The sequence below is a fragment of the Streptococcus infantis genome (assembly GCF_047460825.1).
In the GTDB taxonomy this organism is placed as follows: domain Bacteria; phylum Bacillota; class Bacilli; order Lactobacillales; family Streptococcaceae; genus Streptococcus; species Streptococcus infantis_V.
In genome coordinates this window covers 15,558-37,652 of record NZ_JASHFO010000009.1, presented here as the reverse complement: position 1 = coordinate 37,652, position 22,095 = coordinate 15,558, and the positions used below count along the sequence as shown (strand labels likewise).

The 22,095-nt window shown below is 36.8% G+C and carries 18 protein-coding genes; all 18 read left to right on the top strand.

Going from position 1 to position 22,095, the window contains the following annotated elements; genetic code table 11:
• The first annotated feature begins 86 nt into the window (after positions 1-86).
• The 18 genes from QM911_RS04135 (at position 87) to QM911_RS04050 (ending at position 21,993) form a co-directional block, all read left to right on the top strand.
• A complete protein-coding gene (locus tag QM911_RS04135) occupies positions 87-1,697 on the top strand; it encodes a glycoside hydrolase family 13 protein (RefSeq protein WP_414313209.1) in 1,611 nt (536 codons plus the stop codon).
• A 168-nt stretch (positions 1,698-1,865) separates the two neighbouring features.
• On the top strand, positions 1,866-3,833 hold the full coding sequence (locus QM911_RS04130) for a peptide ABC transporter substrate-binding protein (RefSeq protein WP_414313208.1): 1,968 nt from the start codon (positions 1,866-1,868) through the stop codon (positions 3,831-3,833).
• Between the two features lie 266 nt (positions 3,834-4,099).
• Positions 4,100-6,058 (top strand): peptide ABC transporter substrate-binding protein, encoded by a 1,959-nt coding sequence (locus tag QM911_RS04125; RefSeq protein ID WP_414313207.1) that lies wholly within the window; start codon positions 4,100-4,102, stop codon positions 6,056-6,058.
• Positions 6,059-6,320: 262 nt separating this feature from the next.
• Positions 6,321-7,766, top strand: a complete 1,446-nt coding sequence (locus tag QM911_RS04120) for an LCP family protein (RefSeq protein WP_414313206.1) — start codon at positions 6,321-6,323, stop codon at positions 7,764-7,766.
• 1 nt (position 7,767) lies between these two features.
• Positions 7,768-8,499 (top strand): capsular polysaccharide biosynthesis protein Cps4B, encoded by a 732-nt coding sequence (cps4B, locus tag QM911_RS04115; RefSeq protein WP_414313205.1) that lies wholly within the window; start codon positions 7,768-7,770, stop codon positions 8,497-8,499.
• A gap of 8 nt (positions 8,500-8,507) precedes the next feature.
• Positions 8,508-9,200 carry a capsular polysaccharide biosynthesis protein gene (locus QM911_RS04110; protein WP_414313204.1) on the top strand — a complete coding sequence of 231 codons (693 nt, stop codon included), beginning with the start codon at positions 8,508-8,510 and terminating at the stop codon, positions 9,198-9,200.
• A gap of 10 nt (positions 9,201-9,210) precedes the next feature.
• Positions 9,211-9,885 (top strand): tyrosine-protein kinase, encoded by a 675-nt coding sequence (locus QM911_RS04105; RefSeq protein WP_414313203.1) that lies wholly within the window; start codon positions 9,211-9,213, stop codon positions 9,883-9,885.
• A 21-nt stretch (positions 9,886-9,906) separates the two neighbouring features.
• The gene (locus tag QM911_RS04100) at positions 9,907-11,277 is read left to right on the top strand and encodes a sugar transferase (protein ID WP_414313202.1); all 1,371 of its coding nucleotides are present in this window, start codon (positions 9,907-9,909) and stop codon (positions 11,275-11,277) included.
• Between the two features lie 4 nt (positions 11,278-11,281).
• The gene (locus QM911_RS04095; RefSeq protein WP_414265940.1) at positions 11,282-12,067 is read left to right on the top strand and encodes a LicD family protein; all 786 of its coding nucleotides are present in this window, start codon (positions 11,282-11,284) and stop codon (positions 12,065-12,067) included.
• 19 nt (positions 12,068-12,086) lie between these two features.
• Positions 12,087-12,809: a WecB/TagA/CpsF family glycosyltransferase gene (locus QM911_RS04090; RefSeq protein WP_414313227.1), complete on the top strand. Its 723-nt coding sequence runs from the start codon at positions 12,087-12,089 to the stop codon at positions 12,807-12,809.
• Positions 12,784-13,869: a glycosyltransferase family 4 protein gene (locus QM911_RS04085; protein WP_247913392.1), complete on the top strand. Its 1,086-nt coding sequence runs from the start codon at positions 12,784-12,786 to the stop codon at positions 13,867-13,869. Before QM911_RS04090 ends, QM911_RS04085 begins: the two co-directional genes overlap by 26 nt.
• A complete protein-coding gene (gene wecB, locus QM911_RS04080; RefSeq protein WP_247913391.1) occupies positions 13,866-14,954 on the top strand; it encodes a non-hydrolyzing UDP-N-acetylglucosamine 2-epimerase in 1,089 nt (362 codons plus the stop codon). The genes QM911_RS04085 and wecB overlap by 4 nt, the downstream gene beginning before the upstream one ends.
• A gap of 5 nt (positions 14,955-14,959) precedes the next feature.
• A complete protein-coding gene (locus QM911_RS04075; RefSeq protein WP_414265937.1) occupies positions 14,960-15,925 on the top strand; it encodes a glycosyltransferase family 2 protein in 966 nt (321 codons plus the stop codon).
• A 6-nt stretch (positions 15,926-15,931) separates the two neighbouring features.
• Positions 15,932-17,347, top strand: coding sequence for a flippase (locus QM911_RS04070; protein ID WP_414313201.1), 1,416 nt, complete (start codon positions 15,932-15,934; stop codon positions 17,345-17,347).
• Between the two features lie 217 nt (positions 17,348-17,564).
• Positions 17,565-18,713 carry a polysaccharide polymerase gene (locus tag QM911_RS04065; protein ID WP_414265935.1) on the top strand — a complete coding sequence of 383 codons (1,149 nt, stop codon included), beginning with the start codon at positions 17,565-17,567 and terminating at the stop codon, positions 18,711-18,713.
• Between the two features lie 128 nt (positions 18,714-18,841).
• Positions 18,842-19,942 (top strand): UDP-galactopyranose mutase, encoded by a 1,101-nt coding sequence (gene glf, locus QM911_RS04060; protein ID WP_414313200.1) that lies wholly within the window; start codon positions 18,842-18,844, stop codon positions 19,940-19,942.
• A complete protein-coding gene (locus tag QM911_RS04055; RefSeq protein WP_414313199.1) occupies positions 19,939-20,931 on the top strand; it encodes a stealth family protein in 993 nt (330 codons plus the stop codon). The genes glf and QM911_RS04055 overlap by 4 nt, the downstream gene beginning before the upstream one ends.
• Positions 20,932-20,940: 9 nt before the next feature.
• On the top strand, positions 20,941-21,993 hold the full coding sequence (locus QM911_RS04050) for a galactofuranosyltransferase (protein WP_414313198.1): 1,053 nt from the start codon (positions 20,941-20,943) through the stop codon (positions 21,991-21,993).
• Positions 21,994-22,095 lie beyond the last annotated feature (102 nt).

Here is a 22,095-nt window from a genome sequence, read left to right as displayed (position 1 = left end):
TAAGAAAAAAAGACAAAGCAAACGATTGCATAAAAATGATAAAAAGTCTATGATGGAATAAAGTGAATATTAAAAGAGGTAAAAAGATGCAAGAAAAATGGTGGCACAATGCCGTTGTTTATCAGGTTTATCCAAAAAGTTTTAGGGATAACAATGGAGATGGGATTGGTGATTTGCCTGGGATTACCAGTAAGCTAGACTATCTAGCTAATTTAGGGATCACAGCGATCTGGCTTTCTCCAGTCTATGATAGCCCCATGGATGACAATGGTTATGATATTGCCAATTATCAAGATATCGCCACTATTTTTGGAACCATGGAAGATATGGATGAGCTGATTGCTGAGGCTAAAAAACGAGATATCCGAATCATTATGGATTTGGTGGTCAATCATACATCAGATGAGCATGCTTGGTTTATTGAAGCTTGTGAAAATCCTGATAGTCCTGAGCGAGACTACTATATCTGGCGTGATGAACCTAACGAATTGGAGTCAATTTTCAGTGGCTCTGCCTGGCAATACGATGAAAAGTCTGGTCAATACTATCTCCATTTTTTCAGTAAGAAGCAACCAGACCTTAACTGGGAAAATGAAGAACTTCGCCAAAAAATCTATGAGATGATGAATTTCTGGATTGATAAAGGGATTGGTGGATTCCGTATGGACGTCATTGACATGATTGGGAAAATTCCTGACCAGAAGATTGTCAACAATGGTCCTATGCTCCATCCCTATCTCAAGGAAATGAATCAGGCTACTTTCGGCGACAAAGAGCTTTTGACAGTAGGGGAAACTTGGGGAGCAACACCAGAGATCGCTAAACTCTATTCAGATCCTAAAGGACAAGAACTGTCTATGGTCTTCCAGTTTGAACATATCTGTCTTCAGTATCAGGAAGGGCAACCTAAGTGGCAGTACCAAAAAGAACTAAATGTAGGGAAATTAAAAGAGATTTTCAACAAATGGCAGACCGAGTTGGGAGTTGAAGATGGCTGGAATTCCCTCTTCTGGAACAACCATGACCTCCCTCGTATCGTCTCTATCTGGGGAAATGACCAAGACTACCGTGAAAAATCTGCCAAAGCGTATGCAATCTTGCTTCATCTTATGAGAGGTACTCCTTATATCTACCAAGGAGAGGAGATTGGAATGACCAATTTCCCGTTTGAAACGCTAGATCAAGTAGAGGATATTGAATCCCTCAACTATGCGCGTGAAGCTCTTGAAAAAGGCGTTCCAATAGAAGAAATTATGGACAGTATCCGTGTGATTGGGCGTGATAATGCTCGTACCCCAATGCAGTGGGATGCGACAAAAAATGCTGGTTTCTCAGATGGTCAATCTTGGCTTGCTGTAAATCCAAACTATGCGAAGATAAATGTAGAAGAAGCTTTAGCAAATCCAGAATCAATCTTTTACACTTATCAAAAACTGGTAGAAATTCGTAAGGAAAATAGCTGGTTGATTCGTGCTGACTTTGAACTTCTTGATACGGCTGAAAAAGTCTTTGCTTATATCCGTAAAGATGGAGACCGTCGTTTCCTAGTGGTGGCCAATTTGTCCAACCGACAGCAAGAGTTTGCAGTAGAAGGGTCAGTTAAGTCTATCTTGATTGAAAATACCTCAGTAGAAGCAGTTTTGATTACACAGAGCTTGGCTCCATGGGATGCCTTCTGTGTTGAGCTAGCTAATTAAAACTAGAAGCTCAAGTAACTAAGATGCTTGAGTTTTTTTCTAAAATAAGTGTAGAAATTTCTTTAAAAAATATTAGTTTGAATTTTCTAAAAAATTCCATGAAAACCCTTGCTTTTATATAAAAATAGGGTATAATGGTGAAAAATAGTATTTTAAAGGAGAATACCGATGAAATCGAAAAAGTGGCTTGCAATAGCAGGGATAACGATGAGCGCAGCTCTACTTTTAGCGGCTTGTGGCAAGACTGAGAAAAAAGCAGATGCTCCAACAACATTTTCGTATGTATATGCTATTGATCCAACAACATTGGACTATAGCGTTACTAGTAAAAGTTCAACATCAGACGTCATTGCCAACTTGGTCGACGGACTCTTGGAAAATGACAAATATGGAAACTTGATTCCATCGCTTGCTGAAGACTGGTCTGTTTCACAGGACGGTTTGACCTACACCTACAAGCTACGTAAAGGTGTCAAATGGTATACTTCAGAAGGAGAAGAGTATGCTGAAGTCAAGGCCCAAGACTTTGTGACAGGTTTGAAGCATGCTGCAGATGGTAAGTCAGATGGCCTAACTCTTATCCAAGATTCTATCAAAGGTTTGGCAGAATACGTCAGTGGTGAAAGCAATGACTTCTCAACAGTTGGAGTTAAAGCAATTGACGACTACACTGTTCAATACACCTTGAACCAACCAGAAAGCTTCTGGAATTCTAAGGTGACAACAGCAACTATGCTCCCCGTTAATGAAGAATTCTTAAATTCTCAAGGAAAAGATTACGGTGCGGCAGCTCCTTCAGGGATTCTCTACAATGGTCCATATATTTTGAAGAACTTCACTTCAAAATCAGTGATCGAGTACGAAAAGAACCCAAATTATTGGGACAAAGACAATGTTAAGATTGACCACGTCAAGCTTACTTTCTACGATGGATCTGATCAAGAATCATTGATTCGTAGCTTTGCGTCAGGCTCATATACGACAGCTCGCCTCTTCCCAACTAGTTCAAGCTTTGATTCAACTAAGAAAGAATACGGCGATAAGATCGTTTATAGTCCGCAAGAAGCGACAAGCTATTACTTTACTTTCAACGTAAATCGTCAGTCTTACAATAAAACAGCTAAGACAGATGATGCCCAAAAAACATCAACTAAAGAAGCGCTTCTCAATAAAAACTTCCGTCAAGCTATCAACTTCGCTCTTGACCGTCATGCTTACTCTGCACAGATGAATGGCGAAGAAGGTGCAGACAAGATTATCCGTACTAGCCTTGTGCCTTATGACTATGTTCAAGTTGGTGAAAAGACCTTCGGAGAATTGGCTCAGGAACAACTGGTAACATACGGGGACCAGTGGAAAGATGTAGCTTTGACAGATGGTAAAGATACCCTTTACAATCCAACAAAAGCAAAAGCTGCCTTTGAAAAAGCAAAATCAGAATTGCAAGCCAAAGGTGTAACCTTCCCAATCCATTTGGATATTCCAGTTGAGCAGACAGATGTCATTGCTGTACAGCAAACTAACTCTCTCAAACAGTCTGTTGAAGCAGCGCTTGGAAGTGAAAATGTTGTCATCGATGTACTTCAAATGACTGACAATGAGAAAATGAGCATTACATCTCAAGCTAAAGTTCCTTCTCAAAAGGACTATGACTTGAACGGAACTGGTTGGGGGCCAGACTATCAAGACCCAGCAACCTACCTCAATATCTTAGATGCTAAGAAGGGTTCTGCTCTTAAACACTTGGGTATCACAAAAGGTAAAGATCCAGAAGTCATGGCTCAAGTTGGACTTGATGAGTACAAGAAACTCTTGGATGATGCAGCATCAGAAACAAGCGATCTTAACAAACGCTATGAAAAATATGCCAAAGCACAAGCTTGGGTTTCAGATAGCTCACTCCTTATTCCTGTAGCATCTTCAGGTGGTTCTCCGACAGTTAGTCGCACAGTGCCATTCTCAAAAGCATACTCTCAAGTTGGTATCAAGGGTGATCCATTTGTATTCAAAGGCTTAGAGTTGCAAAACGATATCGTAACAGCTAAAGAATATGAAGAAGCTCTCAAGAAATGGCAAAAAGAGAAAATCGAAACAAATGCCAAATACCAAAAAGAACTAGCAAATCATGTTAAATAGTCTTTTGTAATGAATAAAGAAATCCTGTTTTAAAGCGGGATTTCTTTCTTTTCTCTTTTTATTTACGAACGAACAATTAATACTCAATGAAAATCAAAGAGTAAACTAGGAAACTAGCCGCAGGCTGTATTTGAGTACGGCAAGGCGACGTTGACGCAGTTTGAATTTGATTTTCGAAGAGTATAAGGATATAACTTTACTTTTAGGTCAAAATTTGATAAAATAGCAATATGTTATAAAACCTAACATAAAAGGAGAAATGAAACATGAAGCTTAAAAAACGTTTGATTGGAGCGGGGTTGACACTTGCCGCGGCGGTCTTATTGGCGGCATGCGGGAAATCAGCATCAGATGCTAAAACCTACTCGTCTACCTTTGGTGCAGACCCAACAACCTTCAACTACCTTTTGGACTACTCTGGTGACAATACTAATGTTATTACTAACCTTGTAGATGGTTTGCTTGAAAATGATAATTATGGAAACCTCATTCCTGCTCTTGCAGAAGACTGGAGTGTTTCGAAGGATGGTTTGAGCTACACCTACAAGCTTCGCCAGGATGCTAAATGGTTCACTGCTGATGGGGAAGAATACGCTCCCCTTAAAGCACAAGATTTTGTTACAGGTATCAAATATGCAGCTGACAACAAGAGTCAAGCACTCGATTTGATTCAAAACTCAATCAAGGGTTTGGATGATTATGTGACAGGTGCAAATACTGACTTTTCAAATGTTGGTGTCAAAGCCTTGGATGACTATACTGTCCAATATACCTTGACACGACCAGAGCCATTCTGGAACTCTAAGACAACTAACAGTATCTTGTTTCCTGTTAATGAAGAATTCTTGACTTCTAAAGGAAAAGAATTTGGAGAGTTGAAAGCAGATAGTATTCTCTATAGCGGTCCTTATTTGTTAAAAGAATTTACATCAAAATCATCACTTGAGTACAAGAAGAATCCTCATTACTACGATCAAGATAAAGTAACGATTGAAAGAGTAAAATTGGCTTATGTTGATGGTTCTGACCAAGATATGACAATCCGTAATTTCGAAAGCGGAGCCTACTCGTCTGCTGGTGTCTACCCAAATAGCTCAAACTTCGCTAAGACAAAGGAAAAATACAAGGACAATATCGTTTATAGCTTGCAAGATGCAACATCTTGGTACTATAATTTTAACGTTAACCGTCAAGCATACAATCATACAGCTAAGACTAGTGATGAGCAAAAACAAGCTACCCAAGCTGCTATTTTAAATAAAAACTTCCGTCAAGCAATCAACTTTGCAATTGATCGTACAGCCTACTCAGCTCAGTCTAATGGAGAAGAAGCTGCGAAAAACACTCTTCGTAACACGCTTGTCCCACCAACTTTCGTACAAGTTGGAGATAAGACCTTTGGTGAGACAGTTTCATCTAAGTTGGTCAACTACGGAACACAGTGGTCAAATATGAATCTTGAAGATGCTCAAGATGGATACTTCAACAAAGAAAAAGCACAAACTCAATTTGCTGAGGCTAAGAAAGAGTTAGAAGCTCAAGGTGTGAGTTTCCCGATTCATTTGGACTTGCCTGTAGACCAAGTTAACAAAACCTTACTTCCAAAGATTAATTCGCTTAAACAATCTGTCGAATCAACTCTTGGGGCAGAAAATGTAGTGATTGATGTAGTTCAAATTTCAACAGAAGACTATGCCAATGCGACATTCCAAGCACCAACCACAGCTGATCATGACTATGATTTGAACTTGGATGGTTGGTCTGCAGACTACCAAGATCCATCAACTTATCTCAATCCTTTCAACGCTGAGGATGGATTCTATCTCAAGATTTTAGGACTTGATCCAAGCAAGGATGCTGATAAGATTACAAGTATTGGATTGGACCAATATACTCAAAAATTGAAAGCGGCAGATGCAGAAAATACAGACGTAGCCAAACGCTATGAAAACTATGCAGACGCACAAGCTTGGCTGATTGATAGTTCGTTATTGCTCCCTGTAAATTCAAACGGTGGTGGGGCTTCAGTGACGCGTGTGACACCATTTACACGAGCTTACTCACTTGTCGGAATCAAAGGTACTGGAAGTAACTACAAGTACATGAGACTGCAAACAGAGGTAGTAACAACTGCTCAATTTGACGAAGCGAAAGCTAAATGGGAACAAGAACGTAAAAACTCAGTCGAAAAGAGTCAAAAAGACTTTGAAAAGCACATTAAATAATGTAGAATAGAGCTGAACAAAAACTCTGTTAGAGAAGAACGTTTAGTAGATCTTTTATCAAAAAACGCATTGTATCAATATGATGGCATATCTGATATGATGCGTTTTTTATTTTCTTGTGTACTTTTAATACATGGAATAATCAATAATTGTTCCAGAAAAGTGTCATTTGAATAGGAAAACGCTTATTTTACAGGTGTAAATAGCATTGAAGAATGGTTTATGATATAATAAAAATAAAAATACTATCTAGAGGTGTAAGGTGGGGAGACGTTTAAAAGAAAGTAAGACGAGCAAGTTTCAACAAAGTTTCAATATTATTTTGTTGTTTGTATATGCAATGCTCGCTTGTTTTTTGCTGTTTTTAATATTTAAGTATCATATTTTAGCGATTAGCTATGTCAATGTCCTTATAGCAATCATTATGGCCCTATTTGCGCTAATAGCCTTGTTTTTGATTCTAAAGAGAAAAGCTAAGATTTTCACCATGATTTTACTTGTGGTGCTGGTCATTGTGAATTCCGTTTCTTTGATTGGAATCCATAAATTCATTAGCTTAGCAAATCAACTAAATGCGACATCTAACTATTCTAGTTACTCTATCAGTGTTGCAGTTTTGGCAGATAGCGAGATTGGGAATGTCTCGGAATTATCCAGTGTGACAGCCCCAACTAAAACAGATGCAGAGAATATCAAAAAACTGCTCGATGATATTAAGGCAAGTAAGAGTAAAGACTTAACGGTTGAAGAGAGTGCTTCCTATCTTGCTGCTTATAAGAGTTTGCTGGCTGGAGAGACCAAGGCAATCGTTTTGAACAGTGTCTTTGAAAATCTGATCGAGCAAGAGTATCCAGATCACGCCAAAAAAATCAAGAAGATTTATACCAAAGAACTAACCAAGAGCGTTGATGCGCCTAAAGTTTCTCAAAATAAGGCTTTTAATATCTACATCAGTGGGATTGACACATACGGACCGATTAGCTCCGTTTCTCGTTCGGATGTCAATATCATCATGACGGTAAATCAAGAGACCAAGAAAATTCTCTTGACAACGACACCTCGTGATGCCTATGTGCCTATAGCTGATGGCGGTAATAACCAAAATGATAAATTGACCCATGCAGGTATTTACGGCGTGGATGCTTCGATTCATACTTTGGAAAATCTTTATGGAATTGACCTAAATTACTATGCACGACTCAACTTCACCTCCTTCTTGAAATTAATTGATCTCTTAGGTGGTGTCGATGTTTATAATGATCAAGACTTCACATCTCTTCATGGGAACTATCACTTCCCTGTTGGAAATGTTCATCTTAACTCTGAGCAGGCTCTAGGTTTTGTTCGTGAACGTTATTCCTTAACTAATGGAGACGGTGACCGTGGACGTAATCAACAAAAAGTCATTGCTGCCATTATTCAAAAACTAACTTCAGCAGAAGCCTTAAAGAATTTTGATGATATTATGCAAAGTCTGCAAGATTCTGTACAAACCAATATGCCTCCTGAAACCATGGTTAGCTTAGTAAATGCCCAACTAGCAAGTGGAGGAAAATATACTGTCATCACTCGAGATCTAAAGGGAACTGGTCGAATGGATCTTCCTTCCTATGCTATGCCTGATAGTAGCCTTTATATGTTAGAGGTGGATCCAAATAGCTTAGAGACACTCAAAACAGAAATCAAAGATATCATGGAAGGAAAATAAGATGATTGATATCCATTCACACATAGTTTTTGATGTAGACGATGGTCCTAGAGATAAGTCAGAGAGTATAGCCCTCCTGAAGGAAGCTTATGCTCAAGGAGTTCGTACTATCGTTTCGACCTCCCACCGTCGGAAGGGGATGTTTGAAACACCAGAGGAGGACATTGCAAGAAATTTTAAAGTTGTCAAGGAGTTGGCTAAAGAGATTGCTCCCGACTTAACCATCTTGTATGGAGCAGAAATCTATTACAGCAGTGATGCTTTAAACAAATTAGAGAACCAACAGATTCCACAACTAAATGGCACTCGCTATGCCTTGATAGAATTTAGCATGAATACCCCTTATCGTGAAATCCATAGCGCATTGACCAATATTTTGATGTTGGGAATAACCCCTGTTATTGCCCATATAGAACGTTATGATGCTTTGGAAAATAATGAAAAAAGGGTGCACGATCTCATTAATATGGGATGCTATACCCAGGTCAATAGTTCGAGTATCCTCAAACCAAAACTGTTTGGTGATACCTATAAATTCATGAAAAAGCGTGCTCGCTATTTCTTAGAGAGGGACTTAGTCCATATAGTTGCTAGTGATATGCATAATCTAGAGGGTCGTCCACCTTATATGCGAGAGGCTTATGAGATAGTGAGCAAAAGATATGGCCAAGATAAGGCTCGGGAACTCTTTGTGGAAAATCCTGAAAAAGTCATTAAAGATCAAATAATATAGGAGTAAAAATGAAAGAACAAGATACTGTTGAAATCAACGTAATTCAGTTGTTAAAGGCGCTATGGGCAAAGAAGCTACTAATTCTCCTTGTAGCTATCGTAGCAGGAGCTGTTTCCTTTGCATATAGTAGTTTTGTAGTCAAACCTGAGTATAGAAGTACAACGCGAATCTATGTGGTAAACCGAAACCAAAGTGATAAACCAGGACTGACAAATCAGGATCTACAAGCAGGAACATACTTGGTTAAGGACTACCGTGAAATCATTCTGTCCCAGGATGTTCTAGAGAAGGTAGTTTCTGATCTTGGATTGGCCATCAATGCAAAAACATTGGCGAAAAAGGTTCAGGTAACAGTTCCTGCAGATACACGTATCGTATCTATTTCGGTTAGCGATCATAAACCAGATGAAGCAAGTCGTATTGCAAATGCACTTCGAGAAGTTGCAGCACAGAAAATCATCGCAGTCACTCGAGTCTCAGATGTAACAACTCTTGAAGAAGCCCGTCCAGCTACTGGACCATCATCACCAAATATCCGTCGCAATACAATGATGGGTGTTGGTGCTGGGGCAGGACTAGTGATTGTCGTGATTCTATTAGTTGAACTATTAGATGACCGTGTTAAACGTCCAGAAGATGTCGAAGATGTTATGAACATCTCACTCCTTGGAGTTGTTCCAAATCTAGATAAATTAAAGTAAGGGAGAACTTATGGCAAAGTTAGAATTAGCGCAACAAAAGCTTGAATTTGTAACAAAAGTAGAAGAGTATTACAATGCTTTACGTACAAATATACAACTGAGTGGGAATAACTTAAAGGTTATCGCCGTTACATCAGTCGAACCTAGTGAAGGAAAGTCTACAACGGCTACTAATGTTGCTTGGGCTTTTGCGCATGCAGGATATAAGACTCTATTAATCGATGCAGATATTCGAAACTCAGTTATGTCTGGGATATTTAAGTCGAGAGAAAAAATTACAGGGTTGACGGACTATCTAGCTGGAACCCAAGATTTGTCACATGGTCTCTGTGAAACAAATGTTGAAAATTTATTTGTCATCCAATCAGGAGCAGTTTCTCCAAATCCAACTGCTCTTTTGCAAAGTGAAAATTTTGGGGTTATGATTGAAACCTTACGCAAATATTTTGACTATATCATCGTTGATACGGCACCGATAGGAGTTGTAATCGATGCAGCCATTATCGTCCAAAAATGTGATGCATCCATTTTAGTTGCAGAAGCTGGTGTGGCAAAACGAAGAGAAGTCCAAAAAGCTAAAAATCAGTTGGAACACACAGGGACACCGTTTTTAGGAGTGGTTTTAAATAAATTTGATGTTCAACGTGAAAAATATGGTTCTTATGGTTCCTACGGGAAAAAGTAAACAGGAGTTAGGGAGTTCAGCATGGAGGGAAGAGGGTTCTATAATGTAACTCTGGCATGCTTACAGAGTATACTTGTTAGTTTGTTAGCTTATATACTGATTGCAATTTCAGAAACTGATATTGTTCCAAATACAGTATTCGTCCTGTTTTTTCTTCACTTTGTAGCTTTTTATATTAGTGGTTACGGTAGAGACTTTTTCAAACGCAATCAGTCTGTTGAATTAGCCGAAACGGTTAAATACATCGTCTTTTATGCCCTATTGATTAGTTTTTCAAGTTTTTTCCTAGAAGAGAAATTTGTGATTTCTAGACGAGGAATGATTTATTTACTTTCCTTGTACGGTGTTTTGAATTATCTGCTTAGTTTTTTTGTAAAACGCTATTGGAAAATCTTTAACCATAATTTGAAAGGGAGTCGTAAGATTTTGTTGGTCACAGCGATATCACGTACTGAAAAGGTGTTGGATCGCTTATTAACCGCTAACGATGTTCAAGGGGAACTAGTTGCAGTCAGTGTTTTAGACATGCCAGACTTTACTCATGAAAAGGTGACGGTTGTTCCAAGGGAACAGTTGCTCTCTTATACAACGCATGAGGTAGTGGATGAAGTCTTTGTCAATCTTCCAAGTGAAGACTACGACATTGGAGCTATTATTTCTCAGTTTGAAACAATGGGAATCGCTGTCACAGTCAATCTCAATGCTTTTGATAAAAACTTAGGTCGTGATAAACAAATTCATGAGATGGCGGATTTGAATGTAGTAACATTTTCTACAAATTTTTACAAGCAGAGTCATGTCATTGCCAAACGCATCCTCGACATTTGTGGTGCTATCGTTGGGTTGATCCTTTGTGGAATTGCGAGTCTATTTCTAGTTCCCATGATTCGGAAAGATGGAGGGCCTGCAATCTTTTCACAAACTCGTGTCGGAAAAAATGGCCGTTACTTTACCTTTTATAAATTCCGTTCGATGAGAATCGATGCTGAAGCGATCAAGGAACAGTTGATGGATCAAAATACGATGCAAGGTGGTATGTTTAAGATCGATAACGATCCTCGAGTGACAAAGATTGGACAGTTTATCCGAAAAACTAGCTTGGATGAGTTGCCACAATTTTGGAATGTTTTGATTGGCGACATGAGTCTAGTCGGCACACGCCCACCAACCGTAGATGAGTACGAAAAGTACACACCTGAACAAAAACGTCGTTTGAGTTTCAAACCAGGAATTACTGGCTTGTGGCAAATTAGTGGTCGTAGTGAAATTACCAACTTTGATGATGTTGTCAAACTAGATGTGGCTTATATCGATGATTGGACAATTTGGAAAGATTTTGAAATTTTATTAAAAACAATAAAAGTAGTGCTGATGAGAGATGGAGCAAAATGATTCTATGAATAAAGTGAGAGAAATTCAATTAGGAGAGTTAACTCTTTTAGAAAGTTATATCGATCTTTGTAAAAGACATGATTTGCGTTATTACGCCTTGGGTGGGACATTACTCGGTGCCATTCGTCATAAAGGATTTATCCCATGGGATGACGATATGGATTTAGGGATGCCTAGAAAAGATTATGAAAAATTCTTGTCAATTTGTGAGAAAGAGCTTCCTGAAAGTGTTATTTTAAGACTTCACGACGATAATCTTGGTAATACTTCGATTATGGATACTTCAATTCAAATTCAATTTGGTAATGAATGGTGTAGTCCTTTTATTGATATCTTTCCTTTAGATGGTTATCCAGAAGATGGGATCCATTACTGGTTGCATACGAATAAAATAAAATTGTATCGTGCCTTGTCTAAAATTTCTGTCATCGATCGCATACATGAGAGAGATAGAGGTTCGTTCGAAAATGCGATTGTAAAAGTTTCAAAAACTTTGAAATTAAATAAACTTTTAAACACTTCAAAAATTAATAAAAAATTACAAAATATCATCAAACAATATGATTACGAGACTAGTACTATGGTCGGAAATGTCTTAGGTTCTTACCGCGAGCGAGAACTCGCAAGAAAAGAAGTGTTCGGGGAACCACAATTACTAGAATTTGAAAATTTACAAATAAGTTGTCATGCAAATCCCGATGAATATTTGACAAAAATATACGGTGATTACATGCAACTGCCAAAAGAAGCTGAGCGTAAGGGTCATTTTGAGTCTACGTGGGGAGATTAAATTGAATAGTTTTGATTTAATGGGGGTCAGAATTGACCCCTTAACAATGGACGCAACTGTCCAAGCTGTTGAAAAATTTGTTCTTGAGCAACGGCCACTCCATCTAATGGGGGTGAACGCAGACAAGATTAATCAATGTCAAACAGATGAATCGATTAAAAAGATAGTGAACGATTCTGAAATCATTAATGCTGATGGAGCTTCAGTCGTTCTAGCTTCCCGTTTTTTGGGATATCAAGTTCCTGAGAGAGTCGCTGGAATTGATTTGATGCAAAAATTGCTTCATTTAGCTAATGAAAAATCTTATTCGGTTTATTTTTTTGGTGCCAAAGAAGAAGTTTTAGTAGATATGTTGGAAATCTTTAAGAAAGATTATCCAAATTTACGAGTCCTTGGGCATCGCAATGGTTATTTTTCTGAAGAAGATGAAAATGGCATTCAAGAAGACATTCGTGAGAAAAATCCTGATTTTGTTTTTGTTGGGATCACCTCTCCTAAGAAAGAATATATCATTCAAAAATTTATGGACCAAGGTGTTAATTCTGTCTTTATGGGAGTTGGAGGTAGTTTTGACGTTTTATCTGGCCATATTAAACGAGCTCCTCTCTGGATGCAAAATGCACATCTTGAGTGGCTGTTCCGAGTGGCAAATGAACCTAAACGTCTCTTTAAACGTTATTTCGTAGGAAATGTCACGTTTATTAAGCGAGTATTAGATGAAAAACGAAAATCAAAAAAATAATATTTTACATATTTCACGTACCATGGATATTGGTGGTGCAGAGAGAATTGTCTACCAATTGAGCTCAGATTTGAAAGATGAGTTTGATAGTGTCCATGTGGCGTCTACTGGTGGGCTTTGGGAGAGCGAACTGGCTGCTCAAGGGATTCAACATCATAAAATTTTAGATATTGATAGTAAAAATCCCGTGACGGTATTAAAGCTTCTATATTCTATTCGCCAGATTATCAAAAATAATGAGATTACTATAGTTCATACTCATCATCGAATGGCTGCTTTTTATATTCGATTATTAAAATTTGTTTGTCCAAAATTGACACATGTTTATACAGCTCACAATGTCTTTAAAGATAAATTGCCCTTATATAGATTTGCTTTAGGAAATGCTAAAAGTGTAGCAGTAGGAGAAGCAGTAAATAAAAACCTAAAAGAAGACGTAGGAATTACTGATAGTAAGGTTATCTACAATGGAGTTATCTTAAAGAAAACGGATAATCAAGTCGATGATATTGTCGGTTATGATGGGACTAAGCTTGGCTGTATAGCTAGATTGTCTGAACAAAAAGGTTTGACTTATCTTATTGAAGCTATGTCTTTACTTACAACGAAGGATATTCGGTTGTTTATCGTTGGTGATGGTGAGCTTAGAAATGAACTTGAGAATAAGGTTGAAGAGCTACATCTTCAAGATTCGGTAACATTTTTAGGATATCGCCAGGATATAGTAGAATGTATCAATAGTTTTGATTTTCTGGTTTCATCGTCTTTATTTGAAGGTCTAGCTCTAAACATCATTGAAACTTTTATGAATGGGAAAACGATGGTTGCTACGGATATTCCAGGCATAAATGAAGTAGTTAATGATGAAAATGGAATTCTTGTTCCTGCCAAAAATCCAGGTGCATTAGCTGGTGCCATAGACAAATTAGCAACAGATGTACTGCTAAGAAATCGTCTTGCTTTTCATGCCCAAAAAACTTATGAAGAAAAATATAGTTATCCAATGTTTTTGGAAAACTATCGAGCATTGTATAGAGAAATACAGGGAGAACCAAAATGAAAAAAGTAATGCTAGTATTTGGGACGCGCCCAGAAGCAATCAAAATGTGTCCTCTAGTAAATGAATTGAAGAGTAATGATTCAATCAAGACCATCGTCTGCGTGACTGGACAACATAAGGAGATGCTTGAGCAAGTTTTGGATGTCTTTAAGGTCGTTCCAGATTATGATCTGGGGATTATGAAGGCCAATCAAACTCTCTTTACAATTACGACTAGTATTCTAGATAAGATTCAAGCTGTGCTTGAACAAGAAAATCCTGATATTGTTTTGGTCCATGGGGATACAAGTACGACATTTGCTACAGCTTTAGCTGCCTTTTATATGGGCATCAAAGTTGGGCATGTGGAAGCAGGTTTAAGAACCTACAATCTTCAAAGTCCATTCCCTGAGGAGTTCAACCGTCAGACTACTTCTATTATTGCAGATTATCATTTTGCGCCAACAGAAGTGGCTAAAGACAATCTTCTAAAAGAGGGAAGAGAGAATATTTTTGTAACAGGTAATACGGTTATTGATGCTTTAAAGACAACTGTTCAGGATGATTACAATCACCCAATTTTAGAGTGGGCTAAGGATAGTAAGTTGATTATGTTGACAGCTCACAGACGTGAAAATCTTGGGGAACCAATGGAAAATATGTTTAATGCTGTTAATCGTATTTTAAATGAATTTGAAGATGTAAAAGTTGTTTACCCAATTCATAAAAACCCTAAAGTTCGTGAATTGGCAAGTAAAGTCTTTGGGGATAATGAACGCATGAAAATCATTGAACCTTTAGAAGTTATTGATTTCCATAATTTCATGAATCAAAGCTACATGATTTTAACAGATTCTGGTGGAGTTCAAGAAGAAGCTCCATCGTTAGGGAAGCCTGTTTTAGTCATGCGTGATACAACAGAGCGTCCAGAGGGGATTGCGGCTGGAACATTAAAATTAGTGGGTACGGAAGAAGAAAATATTTACTCTAATTTTAAGCTTCTTTTAGAAAACCAAATAGAATATAACAAGATGAGTAAGGCTAGCAACCCTTATGGAGATGGAAAAGCTTGTGAAAGAATCGTCAATATCATTTTGGAAGGATAGGGATAATGGATAAGGTTTCTATTATTGTACCAGTATACAATGTCGAAGATTGCTTAAGCTATTGTGTAGACAGTCTAAGACAACAGACCTATAAAAATATAGAAATTATACTGGTAGACGATGGTTCTACAGATTCTTCAGGAGAAATTTGTGACCAATATGCTCAAGAAGATGACAGAATAAAAGTTCTGCATATTGAAAATGGGGGATTATCCAATGCCCGCAATACTGGGGTAAAAGAATCTTCAACAGATTGGATTGTTTTCATTGATTCAGATGATTATTATGACCATAGAGCCATTGAATATTTAGTAGAACTTAGAGATAAGTATAGAGTTGATCTTGTAGCAACTCCAGTGATTGAAGTTAGAAACTATGAAAATAGCGATTTCCTAGGAGATTTCAGAGAGAAATATTCTGGAAAATTAGATCGTCGAACAGCTTTAGAACAAATGTTTTATGGAAATTATGTTGGGACACATTCAGGTGGTAAACTATATAAGAAAGAAATTTTATTAAGGTTTCCATATCCTAATGGGATGTTGTATGAAGATTTAGCTCTTGCTTATGAGCATATTGCTTCCTGTGAAAATATTGCTGTTAGTGATCTAAATCTTTATAAATACTATCGAAGACCAGGAAGTATTGTAAATTCTAAGTATAGTGATCGTCTCTTAGATTTTTACAAGGCAATGGAATGGAATATAAGTTATGTTGAACGAGACTATTCAGGTGATAGGGATATGAGAAGAGCCTTGAATGTTCGCTATGTTTTTAATGGTCTGCATATTGTACATGCTATGCTTAGTTCAGATATGTATGCTGAAGTTAATAAAATTAGAAAAGAATACATTCAATATTTCAAAGATGTTATTCTGAATTCAAATGTTACAAGGAAAAATAAAGTGAAATACTTGACGCTTTTGGTTTCTCCAAAACTGTATGAAAAAATTAGAGAGAAGATGAGTTAGGTAAGAATGAAGATTTTAAAAAATTATGCATATAATCTCTCTTACCAGCTACTAGTGATAATTCTTCCTATTATAACAACACCTTATGTAACTAGGGTATTTAGTTCAACTGATTTAGGTACTTATGGTTATTTCAATTCAATTGTAACCTACTTTATTTTATTGGCGACATTGGGCGTGGCCAATTATGGTACAAAAGAAATTTCAGGCCATCGTAAAGATATCAGAAAAAACTTTTGGGGCATATACACCTTACAGTTTGGTGCGACCATTCTGTCGATATGCTTATACATTCTCTTATGTCTGTCCTTGTCATTTATGCAAAATCCCGTTGCATATATTTTGGGCTTGAGTCTGGTATCTAAAGGGATGGATATCTCCTGGTTGTTTCAAGGGTTAGAGGATTTTCGCAAGATAACAGTTAGAAATATTACTGTTAAACTGGTCGGTGTCATTTCAATCTTCTTATTTGTAAAATCAGCAAATGATTTATATCTTTATGTGTTTTTGCTAACAATATTTGAATTATTGGGGCAGTTTAGTATGTGGTTGCCAGCTAGAGAATTTATCGGAAAACCACATTTTGATTGGTCCTATGCTAAACAACACTTGAAACCAGTTGTTCTCTTGTTTTTGCCACAAATAGCTATTTCGCTATATGTTACTTTGGATCGTACTATGCTAGGGGCATTAGCCTCAACTAAAGACGTCGGAATTTATGACCAAGCCTTAAAATTGGTCAATATTTTGCTTACACTAGTGACTTCGTTAGGAAGCGTAATGCTTCCTCGTGTTGCCAATCTCCTATCGACTGGAGATCACAAGGCTGTAAACAAAATGCATCAGATGTCTTTCTTAATATACAATTTAGTCATTTTTCCTATAATAGCAGGAATGTTAATTGTTAATGATGATTTCGTGCAATTTTTCTTAGGACAGGATTTCCAAGATGCTAAATATGCGATAGCAATTATGATTTTTAGAATGTTCTTTATTGGCTGGACAAATATTATGGGTATTCAAATCTTGATTCCACATAATAAAAATAAAGAATTTATGATTTCGACTACTATTCCAGCTGTTGTGAGTGTCGGTTTAAATTTATTATTACTACCTAAATTAGGTTATATCGGAGCAGCCATTGTTTCTGTATTAACAGAAGCCTTAGTATGGGCTATTCAACTGTATTTTACAAGAAACTATTTAAAGGAAGTGCCTCTTCTAGCTTCGACAGTTAAAATTATAGGAGCATCAGCTCTCATGTACGGTGTACTATTCGTTGTAAAAATTACAGTGAATTTTACGCCTGTTATAAATGTTATGGTATTTGCTACAATAGGAGCGATACTTTACATTTTTCAAATACTATTCTTAAAGGTAATTAGTCCAAAAGAGTTGAAACAGCAGTTATTGAATAAGTGAAATTGAATGGAATAAATAGAAATTTCAGTAGCTTATAGTCTTATTGTAAAATGAACTCTTGTATAGATTAAATTCGCTTTGGTTGATTAAATAGTTAGGAAAGGGAGGATAGAAGAGTATAAGTGAACTAGAAGATTAAAGAAATATTATTTTTTCTCATTCAATTCCATATTTCTTTTTCTTATAAATCACTCTGTATGATTCTTTTTCAAAAAATATGATAAAAATTAAATTTGAAAACCTACTAGTCAGCATTGTTGTATCTGTAGTGGTATTTTTTAATACCATATCAACTACGATGCTGGATAGGACTTTTTTTCAAGTCAAAGTAAATTTCCTATTTTTTGTTGTATTGCTTTTAGGTCTTCGTTTTTTGTATAAAATGCGGGTCTCATACAAATATCTAATACTTTCTATTCTATTGTTGCTTTCGGGGGTTTTAGTGTATTTTCAAACGAATAGGCTTAATTTTCTAGTCTATTCGATGCTACTAATCCTCTTGGTTAATGTAGATATGAAAGTAGTTTTGAGGAACTATGTAATTGTAGCTGGCATCCTCGTCGTCGGAGTTTTTCTTCTATCACTTGTTGGTATGGTTCCTAATCTACAATATAATCGTGCGGGGGTTATTCGAAATTCGTTTGGGTTTATTTATCCTACGGACTTTGCATCACATTGCTTTTATCTATTTTTAGCAATTTCCTATCTTCTAAAAGATAAATTTATATGGACCAGATCCCTGTTTGGTGTCTTGCTATCAGCTTTCATTATAAAATACTGTGATGCACGTTTAAATGCTTTGTCAATCTTGTTAGCGACAGTTATTTTCATTTATTTTTATTACAGTAAAGAGAAAAAACTAAAGATATTTGCCTTGTTCCCATATTCGGCTGTTGTATTCGCATCAATTGTTACCTATTTGTCATACAAGTTTTCTTGGTCTAATCCATTTTTGGTATCGGTAAACAAATTAATCACGGGAAGGCTAGCTCTAGGTAGGAATGCATTTGATACATTTGGAGTTCATCTATTTGGGACGAGAAACGTTCAATTTATAGGATCAGGTGGAAAAACAGAATCTGTAATAGGGTATAACTATGTAGATTCCTCTTATGTGCAGATGTTATTTACATATGGAATAGTGCCTGTAGTTCTATTGATAATAATTTATGTTGTCGCCTCAAGGAAACAGTATAAGGATGGTCAATATTTATTAGTTGCGATTTTATCATTGATTGCTTTTAACTGTATGATTGAAGCATTTTGGTTTGTTCCTACATATAATATATTCATGTTTTTACTATTTACAACAAATACTTTTAGTAAAAAAGAATCGAATGATATTACTAAATTAAATGCGACCTAGTTCTAGTACTAGACTTTAGGAGGCTCTAATAGATGCTAAGAATCCTTTATAAAAAAGAAAAAATAACGTTTGCTGGCCCAGAGTCAGCATGAATAAGAAATTGTAGAGTTCATTAACGGAGTTTTAATATGTATGACTATTTAATTGTTGGTGCAGGTTTGTCTGGGGCAATCTTCGCACACGAAGCAACGAAACGCGGTAAAAAAGTAAAAGTGATTGACAAACGTGATCACATCGGTGGAAATATCTACTGTGAAAATGTTGAAGACATCAATGTCCACAAGTATGGTGCCCACATTTTCCATACCTCAAACAAAAAGGTTTGGGACTATGTTAACCAGTTTGCTGAATTCAATAACTATATCAACTCACCAGTGGCTAACTACAAGGGCAGCCTATACAATCTTCCTTTCAACATGAATACCTTCTACGCTATGTGGGGAACTAAGACACCACAAGAAGTCAAGGATAAGATTGCCGAGCAAACGGCTGACATGAAGGATGTTGAGCCTAAGAACTTGGAAGAACAAGCTATCAAGTTGATTGGCCCAGATATCTATGAAAAGTTGATTAAGGGCTATACCGAAAAACAATGGGGCCGTTCTGCTACAGATCTTCCACCATTTATCATCAAACGTCTACCAGTTCGTTTGACCTTTGATAACAACTACTTTAATGACCGTTACCAAGGAATTCCAATCGGTGGATACAACGTCATCATTGAAAATATGCTTGGTGATGTGGAAGTAGAGCTTGGCGTTGATTTCTTTGCTAATCGTGAAGAGCTTGAAGCATCAGCTGATAAAGTTGTCTTTACAGGGATGATTGACCAGTACTTTGACTACAAACACGGTGAGTTGGAGTATCGCAGTCTTCGTTTTGAACACGAAGTCTTGGATGAGGAAAATCATCAAGGAAATGCCGTGGTCAACTACACCGAGCGTGAGATTCCTTATACTCGTATCATTGAGCATAAGCACTTCGAATATGGTACACAACCTAAGACAGTTATCACACGTGAATACCCAGCAGATTGGAAACGTGGGGATGAGCCATACTATCCGATTAATGACGACAAAAATAATGCTATATTTGCTAAGTACCAAGAAGAAGCAGCAAAAAATGACAAGGTTATCTTTTGTGGGCGTCTAGCAGACTATAAATACTACGACATGCATGTGGTTATTGAACGTGCACTTGAGGTTGTAGAGAAAGAATTGTCTAAATGACACAAGAACAAATTGATATTGTTGTGCTATGGGTTGATGGGAGTGATCCTGAGTTTATCCGTGAGAAACAGACACTAACGGGGGGGATGGACTCTATTGACCCATATATTGATGGAGATATGCGATATCGTGATTATGGAACTTTTAACAATTGGTTCCGTATGATTGAAAAACATGCTCCTTGGGTCAATAAAGTATTTTTAATCACAAATGGTCAGAAACCTGAATGGTTGAACCTGGATCATCCCAAATTGAGGTTGGTTACGCATAAAGAATTTATGCCACTAGACTACCTTCCTACCTTTAACTCGGCAGCAATTGAATTGAATCTCCATCGTATAGAAGAATTATCTGAGAATTATCTCTATTTTAATGACGATATGTATATGATTAGGGATTGCAAACCATCAGATTTCTATAAAAATGATTTGCCTAAACTATTTGCCGTTTATGATGCAATAGTTCCGTGGGCTCCGATAACAAAGACCTATCTCAACAATATCGAGTTAATCTATCGTCATTTTCCTAATAAAGCAGCTATGAAAACATCGCCCTGGAAATTCTTTAATTACTGCTATGGCTTGCGACTGTTTAAAAATTTAGTTTTGCTCCCTTGGGGACCAACGGGCTATGTCAACCCGCATTTGCCAGTTCCGATGAAGAAGAGTACTCTAGCGGATCTCTGGCAGATTGAATTTGAAACTCTAGATAGGACATCAAAAAGTCAAATTCGAGACTATAAAGTTGATGTGAATCAGTATATATGTCAATACTGGCAGATTGAAAGCAATCAATTTTACCCAATAGCACACAATATAGGGAAGTCGATTGACTTTAATCGACTAGACCAGTTGGATCGTATTTTTAAGGATAAGCATAAAAAGCTTCTTTGTGTTAATGATAATGTTAACTTAAAAGAAAAGGATTTGCTTCGTTTTAAACAGATATTAGATGAACGTTATCCTGAAAAATCGACTTTTGAACTATGAGACAAAGAGATGAAATATTATTTAAAAGAAGAATTTTTACAAGATAAAAATATTAAAAATGCTGGTAACAAAGCGCGTAATGATGTTGAAGAAATTGTCAAGAGAGAAGGGTATCTCCCTTTGTTACTGATGGTTGAGGATTGGTATAAGTTAGGAACTGTCAAAGCTCAACAACATAAAGCAAAAGCTTTGTCAAAAGCATTTGCGCAATTGAAATCCGGAGATCAACTTTTAATCCAATTTCCTATGCTTCATCATAGCTTTTTTACTACTCATTTGGTGAAAAAACTCCAGCGTAAAGGAGTTAAGGTCTATTTAATCATCCATGATTTAGAAGTTTTAAGAAATGCTAATCTGGACACGGTACCTTTGAAGCATAAAATTCGAGTTCACCTCCAAGAATCAAGTCTTTTAGGGGTTGCCGATGGAATTATTGCTCACAATCCAATTATGAAATCGTTCTTAGTAAAACAAGGTCTTTCTGAGCAAAAGATTGTAAGCTTAGATATTTTTGATTATCTTATTCCAAACTTCAAAGAAAAAGAAAAGATGTCTAAGGAACAACCAATCATTGTGGCAGGGAATTTAGCCCAGGAAAAAGCTGGATATCTTTATACACTTCCTTCAGAGCCTGCTTATAACCTCTATGGTGTTGGATTTGATGAGAGTAGAGCTTTAGAGAACGTGACTTACTTTGGTTCTTTCCTACCTGATGAGCTACCTGCAGTCCTTGAAGGTGGTTTTGGTCTTGTATGGGATGGAGATAGTGCTGAAACATGTAGTGGTGTCTTTGGTGAATACCTTCGATATAACAACTCTCACAAGGCATCACTTTACTTAGCTTCAGGTTTTCCACTTGTTGTGTGGGAGGAATCAGCTTTATCTATTTTTGTGCTAGAAAATCATTGTGGGATTGCGATTACTTCTTTATCGGATTTAGCAGAAAAAGTTAAGGCTTTATCAGAGGAGGAATATCAACACATAGTGAATCGTGCTCAAAAAATAGGTGAGAATATCCGATCAGGATTATATTTGAAATCAGCATTAAAAAAATTTGATTGAGTGTTCTGATGTTATCTGACTCATTTATATTAGAATGTAACTTATTCTTCTCATGAGATGTAGAGTTGAATTTTTGAAAAAAACACTATGATAAAGGACATA